14 protein-coding genes are annotated in these 12509 nt (G+C 67.1%); 13 read left to right on the forward strand and 1 reads right to left on the reverse strand.

The window, feature by feature from the left end; genetic code table 11:
- The 13 genes from VFS34_01010 to VFS34_01070 form a co-directional block, all read left to right on the forward strand.
- Positions 1-182: hypothetical protein (locus VFS34_01010; protein HET9793010.1), on the forward strand; the 182-nt coding region annotated here is incomplete at its 5' end.
- Between the two features lie 146 nt (positions 183-328).
- Positions 329-2392 (forward strand): alkaline phosphatase D family protein, encoded by a 2064-nt coding sequence (locus tag VFS34_01015; protein ID HET9793011.1) that lies wholly within the window; start codon positions 329-331, stop codon positions 2390-2392.
- 118 nt (positions 2393-2510) lie between these two features.
- Positions 2511-2996 carry a hypothetical protein gene (locus VFS34_01020; GenBank protein ID HET9793012.1) on the forward strand — a complete coding sequence of 162 codons (486 nt, stop codon included), beginning with the start codon at positions 2511-2513 and terminating at the stop codon, positions 2994-2996.
- Positions 2997-3137: 141 nt separating this feature from the next.
- Positions 3138-3536: a DUF3224 domain-containing protein gene (locus VFS34_01025; GenBank protein HET9793013.1), complete on the forward strand. Its 399-nt coding sequence runs from the start codon at positions 3138-3140 to the stop codon at positions 3534-3536.
- Between the two features lie 148 nt (positions 3537-3684).
- Positions 3685-4086, forward strand: a complete 402-nt coding sequence (locus VFS34_01030; GenBank protein ID HET9793014.1) for an OsmC family protein — start codon at positions 3685-3687, stop codon at positions 4084-4086.
- 34 nt (positions 4087-4120) lie between these two features.
- Positions 4121-4873 carry an MOSC N-terminal beta barrel domain-containing protein gene (locus VFS34_01035; GenBank protein ID HET9793015.1) on the forward strand — a complete coding sequence of 251 codons (753 nt, stop codon included), beginning with the start codon at positions 4121-4123 and terminating at the stop codon, positions 4871-4873.
- 55 nt (positions 4874-4928) lie between these two features.
- A complete protein-coding gene (locus VFS34_01040) occupies positions 4929-6071 on the forward strand; it encodes an epoxide hydrolase (protein HET9793016.1) in 1143 nt (380 codons plus the stop codon).
- 39 nt (positions 6072-6110) lie between these two features.
- Positions 6111-7337, forward strand: coding sequence for a class C beta-lactamase (gene ampC, locus VFS34_01045; protein ID HET9793017.1), 1227 nt, complete (start codon positions 6111-6113; stop codon positions 7335-7337).
- Positions 7338-7605: 268 nt separating this feature from the next.
- On the forward strand, positions 7606-8649 hold the full coding sequence (locus tag VFS34_01050; protein ID HET9793018.1) for a medium chain dehydrogenase/reductase family protein: 1044 nt from the start codon (positions 7606-7608) through the stop codon (positions 8647-8649).
- A 401-nt stretch (positions 8650-9050) separates the two neighbouring features.
- The gene (locus VFS34_01055; GenBank protein ID HET9793019.1) at positions 9051-9446 is read left to right on the forward strand and encodes a hypothetical protein; all 396 of its coding nucleotides are present in this window, start codon (positions 9051-9053) and stop codon (positions 9444-9446) included.
- Between the two features lie 87 nt (positions 9447-9533).
- Entirely contained in the window at positions 9534-9956 is a 423-nt protein-coding gene (locus VFS34_01060) for a nuclear transport factor 2 family protein (protein HET9793020.1), read from the forward strand.
- Positions 9953-10417, forward strand: coding sequence for a DoxX family membrane protein (locus VFS34_01065; GenBank protein HET9793021.1), 465 nt, complete (start codon positions 9953-9955; stop codon positions 10415-10417). The genes VFS34_01060 and VFS34_01065 overlap by 4 nt, the downstream gene beginning before the upstream one ends.
- The gene (locus tag VFS34_01070) at positions 10414-11052 is read left to right on the forward strand and encodes a GNAT family N-acetyltransferase (protein ID HET9793022.1); all 639 of its coding nucleotides are present in this window, start codon (positions 10414-10416) and stop codon (positions 11050-11052) included. The genes VFS34_01065 and VFS34_01070 overlap by 4 nt, the downstream gene beginning before the upstream one ends.
- A 36-nt stretch (positions 11053-11088) precedes the next feature.
- On the opposite strand, the gene VFS34_01075 is transcribed toward VFS34_01070, so the two are convergent.
- The coding region (locus tag VFS34_01075) for a hypothetical protein (protein ID HET9793023.1) at positions 11089-12509 on the reverse strand (1421 nt) is incomplete at its 5' end.

The following is a 12509-nucleotide window of genomic DNA, read 5'->3' on the forward strand; positions in this document are numbered from 1 at the left end:
ACGAGGCGCGCGTTCGACTGGAAGAGGCGTTCGCCAGGTTCGACCAGGAATGTCGTCGACGGGCTGGCAGCAGCCCCAACGTCCGGACCTCCGTTTTCGGTACGGTTTTGCTCGAAGACCTGGTGAGGTTCAACGCGCTGCATACGCGCCACCATTGCAAACAGATGCCCGGCGCAACCTAATCACTGCCATGCTTGAAAGCGGGTCAGCGGATCGAAGCGTTTCACGCCGAAGCAACTTACGAGCGTAGAGTACGTACTTGTCCTGGCGGGCGTTCGCGTCCGAATCCTGAGGTGACGCCCAACTGCAACCCGGACGGAGTGAGACGATGAAGATCAGCCGCCGATCCTTTTTCAAAGCTGCAGCCTCAATCGGTGCTTCGCTCGCATGGGCCGGACCGGCTCGAGGTTCGCGTGCCCACTGGCATGAGCGGCGTGATCTCTATCCCCAGGGGGTCGCCTCGGGCGATCCCGATCCGCACAGCGTCATCCTGTGGACGAGGCGGCCGTTCGCAGAGGGCACACGCCATCTCCTCACCGTGGAGGTAGCCGAGGATGAGGCGTTCCACCGAGTCGTTGCGCACGCGCAGGCGCCGGTCTCGAGCGCCGCGGACTGGACCGCGCGCGTTCTGGTCGGCGGCCTCAAGCCGGCGCGCACTTACTGGTATCGGTTTACCGACACCGAGGGAAACGGGAGCCGGGTCGGCCGCACGATCACCGCGCCGTTGCCAGACGATCCGCGCACGGTGAATTTCGCGTTCGTGAGCTGTCAGGATGTCAATGAGGGCAAGCTCAACGCCTATCGCCGGATGATTTTCGAAGATGAACGCGCTCCCGCCGTCGCGAAGCTCGACTTCGTTCTGCACCTGGGCGACTTCATCTACGAGGTGGTGGAGTATCCCGACGAAGTGAAGACACGCTACGACCGCACGATCTATGAGGTCGCGCGCATACCGGACGGCCACAAGATCGGCAACTTCCACATACCGCTGACCGTCGAAGGCTACCGGGCCATCTACAAGGGCTATCTCGCCGATCCCGACCTCCAGGACGCCCGCGCCCGCTGGCCGTTCGTCGCGATCTGGGACAACCACGAATTCTCGTGGCAAGGTTGGCAAAGCATCGTCAAGGGCGGAACGTTCGAGCAGCCGGGCCAGACCGTCAAGGTCGCGGCGAACCAGGCCTGGTTCGAATACCTCCCCGCACGCGTCGCGCCGCCGAGCGGGTCACTCGAGCACTTCGGTCCACCCGCGGTAAGAGACGTTCCCATCAAGGAGTTCGACAGCGATGGGCTGGGAGTGGAACCGAACAACCTGATCGCGATCAATAGCCTCCAGGGCTACAGGTCGCTGCGTTACGGTCAGCATCTGGACCTGATCATCACCGATCAGCACAGCTTTCGGAGCGCGGATCCCTTCAGCGATCCGTCTCTCGCAAAGCTCGGCGGCGACGAATACATAGGAATGTTTCCTGAACCGGAGATGCGGGCTCTCGACGGCGGGCGCGCGTTCAACGGCGGCAATCCTCCTCGGGAGATCCGGTTCAACGATGCGCGTGTCCCCAATCCTCAACGGAGCGCGCCGCCGCAGACGATTCTCGGGGCGAGGCAGAAGGCATGGTTCAAGGAAAAGCTCAAGAGCTCGACCGCAGGGTGGAAGATCTGGGCGAACTCGCAGGGCGCGCTGGATTTGCGCGCTGACCCGCAGAACCTGCCCGCCGGTCTCACCAGGGAGCCCTGGCCCGCGAACACCTACGCGTCCGCGGGTGGCGGTGATTACGGCACCGCGTACGTAGAGCGCGCCGAGATATACGATCTCGTTCGCGACTCGAAGATTACAGGCTTCGCCATCGTCTCGGGCGACCGTCACAGCTTCTGGGCCGGATACGCGACCGCGGAACTTCCGCCCGGCAAATTCGAGCCGGTCGGCTTGAGCTTCGTTGGCGCTTCTCTCACCAGTCCCGGACCCATGGAAGCCTATGAGCACAGGCTGCCGAAGGATGCTCCGCTGCGATCGCTGTTCCTTGCGGACAGGGAGGCGGGAGCGAAGCCGGACTGGACTTTCAACATGCTGCTCAAGCACGGCGTCCGTGCGTGCCTCGAGTATGCAAAGAGTCGCGACCTCGAGCGCGCAAGGTCGCTGTCCAACCCGGATCTGGCTCCGCACGTCGAGTTCGTTGATCTCGGAGGACACGGTTATGCGAAGGTCCAATTGTCGGCCGGTGAGATGCGCACCGAGTTTGTCTGCATCCCACGCCCGATTACGCGCAGCGAAAGGCCGGACGGGGGGCCAATCAGGTATCGGGTATCGCACACTGCTGCACTGTGGAAGAGCGGAGAGCGACCGCAGCTGAAGACGTCGGTGCTCGAAGGCGACGTTGGACTGGCGATGTGACGGGCTCACGGCGCTCGTTTTCATAGCGAGGCATTCGACTTTTGACTGTGCGATCGACGTCGAGCCGACAGGCAAGCTCTTTCGGCAGTGGTGGTCTGTCGTCTAAGGCCCCGTTGCAGTGGACGCGGCCAATAGCGCCGCGCCGCCGCAATCGAGTATCGTCAGCCGGCGCCGAATGAAGTTAGACTCACCTGACGCCGTGGCAAGTTTCGGTTGGGCCTGGGTCGCAGCGGTCGGCGCCCTGGCTGTTCACGTCGCGGACGAAGCAACTCACGATTTCCTCAGCTGGTACAACCCGCAGGCTCTTCGGATTCGCGGCCTGATGCATGGCATCCCGTTCCCGCCGACATTCACGTTCTGGCCCTGGCTCATGGCGCTCGGCGCCGGCGTCGCGTTCCTCGCTGCCCTGACGGTCGCCGCCTTCGCCGGTACCTCTTGGATGCGACCGGCGGCGTACGCGCTGAGTGCCATTCACGCACTCAACGGGACGGGCCATCTCGTCGGGGCGTTTCTGGCCAAGCGAGCGGTACCCGGTGTCCTGTCGGCTCCACTCCTGCTCGCGGCCAGCCTCTGGCTATGGCACGCCGCAAGGGAGTTGCCATGAGTTCGCCGGCTGACACCTCATTGCGGCGGCCTGCGCCCTGCGGGCTTGCCGCTGGTGAGCCGGCTGGAGTTCGGCTCGGGGGCCGTGGCGATGCGGTATGAGCCGAGAGGGTAGCGATCCCGTTTGATCGGAGGAGGACGCGTGAAGAAGCTCGCGAGCGGTCGGTTCGCCATCAAGAGCTGGGACGAGCAGCCTTACAGCGAGGGCCAGGACCTGCCCAAGCTCACTCGGGCCAGCGTCGAGAAGACGTTCACTGGCGATATCGAGGGGGAAGGACATGTGGAATACCTGATGATGTACCGCAGCGACGGGTCGGCGGCGTTCGTCGGCCTCGAGCGGATCGTCGGACGAATCGGCGGCAGGAGCGGAACTTTCGTGCTCCAGCGCGTCGGCGCGTTCGAAGGCGGCCAGGCGAAGGAGTCGTATTCGGTCGTTCCGGGGTCCGGAACGGGAGAGCTGCGCGGCCTGCAGGGCGACGGAAGCTCGGCCGTCGGCCACGGCACCGAGCATCCGTTCACGCTGAGCTATGAGTTCGTCTAGTCCAGCGGCGCTGCCGCCCCGGCGCCCGGAGCCGCGGTTCGGCCGCCCTTTCCCGCGGCTCGAGGAAGTCATCCGGCGCGACGGTGGCCGCTCCGGTTTGCCGGCTGGACGGCGCCGTTAGCCGTCGGGCACTCACGGAGATTGCCCGATGGAGATCACCGCCGTCGTCACCAGCTCGGCCAACGGTCATGAGGCGATCGTTCGAACCGGAGGTTCCGCCCGGGCGCTGAGCATCCCGCCAAAGGCCGCGGGCAGGGGCTCGAGCGTCAGCGGCGGCGAGTTTCTGTTGCTCGCCGTGGCCACGTGCTACTGCAACGATCTCTATCGCGAGGCCGAACGACTCGGCATTCCACTCGACCGGGTCGAGGTCGAGGCCACGGCAGAGTTCCCGGGCATCGGTCTCGCCGCTGCCCACATCCGGTATCGCGCGACGGTGTCCTCGCCGGCCCCGGAGTCGGTCATCTCGCGGCTCCTCCGCGAGACCGATGCCGTGGCGGAGGTTCACAACACGGTACGGGCGGGCGTTCCCGTGAGTCTGGTGCTGCCATGACGAACGTCCGCGAGGGACGTCGACGGGATCGATCATGCTCGTAGAAATCGGAAGGGTGGAGGCGATCTTTCGCTATCCCGTGAAGTCGATGGCCGGCGAGCGGCTCGACGCCGCCGAGCTCGGCTGGCACGGCCTCGAGAAGGACCGGCGTCTCGCATTCCGGCGGCTCGACGACCGAAGCGGGTTCCCGTGGCTGACGGCGACCAGGCTTCCCGAGCTGCTTCTGTTCTCCCCGCGCCGCGGCGAAGGCAGTGCACGGGACGACCTTCCCGCGCATGTCCGCACGCCGAATGGCGAAGAACTGCCGATCTTCGGCGAAGCTCTGGCCGCGGAGGTCGGACGCCGGTTCGGCGGTCCCGTGCAGATGACGCACCTGGATGCCGGGATCTTCGACGAAGCGAGCGTCTCGGTGATCGCATCCGAAACGGTGAGCGAGATCGGGCGGCTCGCGGGGCGGAGCCTCGACATCCGGCGATTCCGGCCGAACCTCGTCGTTCGCCTCGATCGGCCGGGGTCCTTCCAGGAGGACGCGTGGGTGGGCGGCGTGCTCACGTTCGGAGGGGGAGACGACGCTCCCGCCGTCGCCGTCACGATGCGCGACCTTCGCTGCTCGATGGTGAACCTCGATCCCGACTCGGCGAGCTCCGCTCCCGAGGTGATGAAGGCGATCGTTCGGGCCAATCAGAACAATGCGGGAATCTACGGCGCGGTCACTCGCATCGGCCGGCTGGCGGTCGGCCAGCCCGTATTCCTCCGTCCGACGGGGACGGGCGCGATCGAAACATGACTCTCGTGAACGTCTTCGCGGAATTCGTCGCCGGGATGTTCGCCGGGAGGTCGCGATGAAGATCACCCCGTTCTCGATCCGGATCGACGAAGAGGTCCTTTCCGACCTGCGATCGCGGATCCGGAACACCCGTTGGCCGGATCCGGCGCCCGGCGCTCCCTGGGAGCAGGGGACCGACCTCGAGTACCTGAAGCGCCTGCTGGGCTACTGGGCCGACGGCTTCGACTGGCGGGCGCAGGAGCGCCGCCTGAACACCTTCCGGCATTTTCGCGCCGAGGTCGGAGAAATCCGCGTGCACTTCGTCCACGAGCGGGCGCGGCGAGGGCGCGGCATACCGCTGATCCTGACCCATGGCTGGCCCAGCACGTTCGCCGAATATCTGCCGCTCGTGCCGCTCCTCACCGATCCGGAGGCCCACGGAATCGACGGGCCGGCGTTCGACCTCGTCATTCCCTCTCTTCCGGGATACGGCTTCTCGGAACGGCCGGCCCAGGCGAGTTACCGCACCGTGGCACGGCTGTGGCACGGGCTCATGCGCGGCCTCGGCTATGAGCGATATGCGGCCGGGGGCGGGGATTTCGGCGCGGGTGTCGCCGCGTACATGGCCGTCGAGAACCCGGCGCCCCTGATCGCCATTCATCTGACCACGATGGAACTCTGGCCGCCGACGGGCGAAGGGACGCGGCCGCCGACCGAAGCGGAAAGAGCCTATGTCGCCCGGGTGCGCCAGTGGGACGAAGTCGAACGGGGATATTCCTCCATCCAGTCGACGAGACCGCAGACCCTCGGCTATGCGTTGAACGATTCGCCGGCCGGACTCGCCGCCTGGATTCTCGAGAAATGGCGCGCGTGGAGCGACTCCGGCGGCGACCTCGAAGCGCGCTTTTCGCGGGAGTTTCTCCTCACGATGCTGACGCTCTACTGGGTCACGCAGACGATCACCTCGTCGATGCGCGACTATTTCGACAACCGGTGGCACGGGGCTGGGATTGAACCCGGCGCTCGCGTCGAGTTGCCCGTGGGAATCGCGAACTTCGACAGCAACTACGTGCCGGAGGGGAGCCCGCCGCGGGAGTGGGCGGAACGGCTCTACGCCGTTCGTCGATGGACCTCCATGCCGACCGGCGGGCACTTCGCCGCCGCAGAGGAACCGGAGCTCCTCGCGCGCGACATCGCCGCCTTCTTCTCGGAGATCTGATTCCGGCGAGCCTCTGACGGAGGGCGGAGAACGAGTCGAATGCGCGCCATCGGAACACGTCCCGCCGGGTTTCTCCTCCTCGCCTGTGCGGCCTCCCTCGGCAGGGCCGCCACGGCGAAGGCCGAGCCGCGCGATTTCGACGCGACAGTTCGCCTTGCCGCTCGAGCGGTCATGCGACAGTGCAACATTCCCGGCCTTGCCATCGCGGTCACGGCCAATGGCAAGCGGCGGTTCTACAACTTCGGCGTGGCCTCCCGGGACACCCGGCAGAAAGTCACGAGCGATACGCTCTTCGAGATCGGATCGATCAGCAAGACCTTCACCGCCACGCTGGCGACGTACGCCCAGGCGGACGGGCGCCTTTCGCTCGCCGACAGCCCGAGCAAGTACCTTCCTCGACTCCGAGGCAGCCGTTTCGACGAGGTGACGCTGATCAACCTCGGGACCCATACGGCGGGAGGCTTCCCTCTGCAGGTTCCCGACGAGATACGGACCGTCGACCAGTTGATGGCCTACTTCGAGTCCTGGAAGCCGGCGTATGCCCCGGGCACCCACCGGACCTATGCCAACCCCAGTGTCGGGTTGCTCGGCATGGCCGTGGCCAGGAGCCTGAACATGTCCTTCGAGGATGCGATGGAGCGACTCCTGTTCCCCCGGCTCGGTATGCCCGACAGCTACATCGACGTGCCGGCGGACAAGATGCCTCTCTATGCCCAGGGCTACGACAAGACGGATGCGCCGGTCAGGGCGAACCCCGGAGTGGTTGCTGCCGAGGCCTACGGGGTGAAAACCAGCGCCCGCGACCTGATTCGATTCGTCGAGGTGAATCTCCGCCCCGGACGAGAGGAGAAGAAGCTCCGGCGCGCAATCCTCGACACCCACGTGGGCTACTTCGAGCTGGGCGCGATGACACAGGACCTGATCTGGGAACAGTACGGTTATCCGGTGGACCTGAATACGCTCCTGGAAGGAAATTCCGGCAAGGTCGTCTACGAAAGCAATGCGGTCGAAGCCTTGAATCCGCCCCAACCGCCGCGCGAGGCCGTCTGGATCAACAAGACCGGCGGGACCAACGGGTTTTCTGCTTACGTGGCCTTCGTGCCGGCGAAGAAGTCGGGCATTGCGGTGCTGGCCAACAAGAACTGCCCCAGCGAGCCCCGGATCCGACTGGCGCATCGGATCCTGAACGAGCTGGGGGCCGGCCCGTCAAGAGGGAAGATGATTCGGCAGCCTTCGGGCCGCCCGGTGGAGTCGGACAGAGAGTGAGCATGGAAAAGCTGGCGGGCGACGAACGACCTGCGGTCGTCGGGGGTGGGCATCGAGGGTGACGGGCCCCGGCCTCGGATCCTGGGACTGAACGGCAGGTCCCGCGCCCGATGAACGGTCTGCATCTGGCGGACGCGGCAGTTCGCGTGTAGTTTCACGGGACCTTCCGCAAGGTAAGGCTCATGGCGAGGACCCCGAACCCCCCGGAGCGGGAACCCGGGTGGTCCCGTCGCCCGAAGGGGAGCGCCCGGAGGCGAGGAAGCGGTCCGTGAAGCACACGCGCATCGTCGTCACCCGCTACGGCGGCCCCGACGCCCTTCAGGTAGTCGAAGAAGAGCGTCCCGAACCGAAGAGCGGAGAAGTTCGGGTGAAGGTGCTGGCCGCGGGCGTCTCCTTGCCCGACGTCATGGCCCGCGAGGGGATTCATCCCGAAACGCCTCCGGTGCCGTTCACGCCCGGATGGGATCTGGTCGGGGTGGTGGACCGGCTCGGCGCCGGCGTGTCCGGAATCGAACCCGGACGGATCGTTGCCGCGATGCCGATCCACGGCGCGTACGCGGAGTTCGTCTGCCTGCCGCAGCACGAGCTGGTCGCGGTGCCGGCCGGCCCGGACGCCGCCGAGGCCGTCGCCGTCGTGCTGAACTACGTCACGGCGTACCAGATGCTGCATCGCTCCGCCCGGGTGAAGCCGGGCCAGCGCGTGCTGTTTCACGGCGCGTCAGGCGGGGTCGGCACGGCACTCCTGCAGCTCGGGAGTCTGGCCGGACTGGAGATGTACGGCACGTGTTCCGCGCAAGGGGCGCCGGCCGTTTCGGAGCTGGGCGGCGTCCCCATCGACTACCGGACTCAGGATTACGTGAAGGAGATTCACCGTCTCACGCGCGAGGGGGTGGACGCCGTCTTCGACCCCATCGGCGGCGCCCACCTCTGGCATTCCCGCGAGGCTCTCCGTCCGGGCGGGAGGGTGGTGGGTTACGGCAATACGACTTCGCTTCGCGGGGAGGGATTGGGTTCGGGCCGTTCCGGACGCCGTCATCGCCTTCACGGAATCCCCATCTACGCGCTGTACATCGCCGGCGGCTGGCTTCTGCCGGGCCGGAAACGGGTGATCCCGTACAGCATTCAGACGCTCAAGCGGCTGAAGCCGGCGTTGTTTCGGCAGGACCTGATCGCCCTTCTCGACCTCCTGCAACAGCGGAAGATCAGCCCGCTGATCGCGCGTCGCTTTCCTCTCACCGAGGCAAGACAGGCGCAGGAACTGCTCGGGAAGGGAGGCGTGACCGGCAAGATCGTGCTCGTGAGCAACGGGTGACCGTTCGAACGAACACGCGTTTTCGGCGGGCGCGCAAAGCCCTCCCCTGAAGGTGCGCCACCCGGCGGCCGAGGGCCCGAGTTGCCCACGGCTGCCGCATCGGGGGGGCGGACGCGGATCACCGGCGATCGCGGGAGCGGGTTTGACGGGTCAAGGGGCCGGCTCCCTCGGAGGCGCCGACCGGATCCGCGATGAGCGGTCGTCCCCGGCCGTCGGGTTACAATGCGTCATCCCTCGAATGCGATGCGAACCGGTCCCCGATCCTCAGAGTGGTGCGCCGGCGGCAACCGGCATCGCGCGGCGCATGGGCGCGAGCGCGATCGCCGACGTCGAGTCGATTCGCCCCGCCCGCCCTCGTCGTTCCGCCGCGCGCCCGCAAGGCACGCCGAGATGAGAGCCGCGTGACCACCGGCTACAGGGTGACCTTCGCCGATCCGGAGGACTCGGGACTTCCTTCAGAAGACGGGCAGGCCATGCGTTTCCGCTTCACGGTGGTTCCGTCGGAATTCGCGGGCACCCCGCGCGAACGCGATTCGACGGGCGAGCACGAGCTGATCGTCCGGTTGTCCGAGAGCCGGGCGAAGTCGTGGGGGCTGGATCCTCCGCGGAGGCGCGCCGTCATGGTTCACGCGGCGGTCGAGCACGTCCTGGAGGCCGGCCGGCATGGCGAATTCCCTCCGTCGGCAGAGCTCCGGATCGACACCGAGACGTTTCCGGGTTCGTTGCCCGAGCATTTCGACCGACCGATGACCATTGCGGGCTCGAGCATCGAGGTGGAGCGTGCGGGGCCTCCCTAGAGCCCGCGGGGGCGCCGGGCATCGGCCGAGCAGAGTCCCGCCGGCGAGGCTCGCCGCGATGCTTTCGCCGGCGAGAGAGGTTTGACGATGGACCTTCAGGAGATCATCGCGCGGTATCACACGGCCCTCGACGATTTTTCGAGGGGGAATCCCGAGCCCGTCAAGCCGCTCTTCTCCCATCGGGACGACGTGACCCTGGCCAACCCCTTCGGCCCGGCGGTTCGGGGATGGGAGCGGGTCTCCGAAGCCCTGGACTTTGCTTCGGCGCGATTCCGGGACGGCAAGGTGATCGCCATCGAGACCATCGCGGAATATCCGGGCTCCGAGATCGCGACGATTCTCGAAGTCGAGCGGTGGATGGCCAAGGTCAGCGGAAGAGAAGACGTCTCGTTGTTCGTTCTTCGGGTGACGACCACCTTCCGACGCGAAGAGGGAGCCTGGAGGATCGTGCATCGGCATGCCGATCCCATCACGACTCCCCACCCCGACGGTCCGTTACGCCCGTCGTGACCTCGCCCGAACGCGGCCAGACGTGGGCCGTCCTTTTCGCCCGGCTGGTGCTCGGTCTCATCTTCTTCATGGCCGGCGCGTACAAGGTGTTCACGCTGACTCCCGCCGGTCACGTCCGGCGCTGGTTCCTGCCGTACACGGACACGTTCCTCCCCACCTGGTCGTTGTGGGCGGCGGGTCTCGCGATCCCGTTCGTCGAGCTCATCGCGGGCGGCCTGCTCCTCCTCGGCCTCGCGACCCGGCCGGCGCTCGTGTCGATCGGCTTCGTTCTCGCGATCGTCACGTTCGGCCACCTGCTCAAGGAACCTCTCTATCCGTTCCACGAACATGTCATTCCCCGTCTTGGGCTGCTCTTGTTCGTTCTCGTCGTCCCGGCCGATCGAGACCGGTTCTCACTCGACCACGTCCGTCGTCTTCGAGCGGAGCGGCGGAAGACCGCCGTCGGCGCGGGCCGGCCGTGACGACCGTCGCCGGCGTCGAATACGGGCTGCTCGAAGAGACCGAGTTCGGCGCGATGACCGCCCTGCTGGCCGACGTCTTCAGCCGTCGCGAGCCGCCCGCCGTCGCTGTCGGGTTGACCGCACGGGAGATCACGAATCTCGTGTCCGCATTCCGCAAGAAGGCCCTTGCCGAACGCCTCACGATCGTCGCGCGCGAAGCGCCCGCCGGCGACCTGCTGGGCGGCCTTCTCGTCGAGGATTTCGGGACGCCGCCTCCCCCGGGGATCGACGAGGCCGTCCCCGCGTTCGCGCCGATCGGCGCCCTGCTCGGGGGGCTCGACGCGCGCTACCGCGAATCCCGTTCCGTCGCCGAGGGCTCGCACCTCCACCTCTTCATGCTCGCCGTCGCCGATCGCGCGGCCGGCCGCGGCATCGCCCATCGGCTCGTCGCGGCCGCGCTGGCCAACGGCAGTCGCCGGGGCTACCGCTTCGCGGTCACGGAAGCGACCGGCCGCATCTCGCAGCACGTCTTTCGCAAGCTCGGTTTCCGGGACGTGCTGTCGGCGCCTTACGGAACGTTCCTGTTCGAGGGCCGACCCGTTTTCGCATCGATCGTCGGGCACGACGCGACCGTCCTGATGGAGCGGGAACTGTGACTCGCCGCGTGCGACGCGACGTGGGACGCCGAATCCTCACCGGAGCCGGAAGCCGATCCGGATGGTGAGGATCTCGTCGGCCGCGAACGGAGAGGATTCCCAGGTGAGCGTGGGACCTTCGAGGAGAATGTCCATGATTCCCGCATTGAAGGCGAAACCGAGGCGCGAGCCGGCGCTGAAGTAGTACGGACTTCCAGGGGAACCGTGGACGCCCGGCGACGGGTCGATCTCCGACTTCCCGCTGACTTTCGGCCCGTACTCGACCCTCACCGGCGTCAGCGCGACGCCGAGCGGGCCGAGCGCGTACCAGCGGAGGCTGGCGGCGAACGCGCCGGTGAAGTACGTCGAGTCGCCGGAGGTCCTCCGGTTGCCCACGCCGAGCGACACGGCCGGGGCCCACGGGAACCGCCCGTCCCACCGGTTGCGGTCCCACGCCAGCTCGCCGCCGATCAGGCCGTGCCCGTAGTGGCGCCCTTCGACGGCATTCCCGGGCGGACTGTCGACGGTCATCCCCGCGACCACGTACCACGATCGCGCCCGGCCCTCGAGATGCCCGTACGGCGCGGGGGGAGGCACCCACGACTCGTCGCGGCGTTCGGCCTGCGGCTCCTCCTCCAGGAGATCGCGGCCGCGCGCGAGCCGGTTGATCGCCGGCGAATACGTGAGACCGAGCCCGACGGTCCATTCCGTCTTCGGCTTCAACCAGTTCACTTCGATCGGCGCGTCGACCGAGAGAAACAGGCGTTCCTTCAGCTTGTAGTTGAAACGCAGGAGGCGCGACACGAGCTCCGGCCCGGACCGGTCGCCGCCGAACGTGTACCGAAGGGCGATCGGCTGGAGGCCGAGAGTCAGGCGATTGCCGACCGGGAGCACGAAGTCGAAACCGAACCCGACGAGACCCGCGCCGCCGCCCCCGTCCGTGTATTGCCGGTAGCCGGCGTTCGCGCTCAGCGCAGAGAGGAACGGATTCAGGTCCCAGGCATACTTCAGCAGCATGCCGCGCGCCGAGACGTCGACGAAGCGGCGGGTCGAATTCCAGGAGGTGTCGAGTCCGACGAACGCGTACGCTCCGGGGGGAGGGTCCGGCGGCTGGCGCTCGTCGCACGCCGCGCCCTCGCACGCGTGAGCGGCGGTGAACCATCTCGCCTGGTATTCGCGCCACGTCTTCGAGCGCTCCGGCTCCGTGTCCGTTCCCTCCGGCGCGGCGAGCTGGGCGGCGCGAAGATCGCGCACGAGGGCGAGAAGCTCGGCCAGCGCCCGGCGAGCCGCGTCTCCTTCCGGCGAAAGGCACTCGTACGGGACGTCGTAGGGGGCGCCCGTGCGCTCGTCGCAGCGGGCGTCGCCGTCTTCGGTGACGTACGACTTGTCCCGGTGGTCGTTCCATGTGTGGTACGCGGCCGCCGGGATCCGTTTCGAGCGCTCGGTCGGGAGGCGGGCGAGCCGTTCGATGGGCTGCC

This window comes from Thermoanaerobaculia bacterium (assembly GCA_035717485.1).
In the GTDB taxonomy this organism is placed as follows: domain Bacteria; phylum Acidobacteriota; class Thermoanaerobaculia; order UBA5066; family DATFVB01; genus DATFVB01.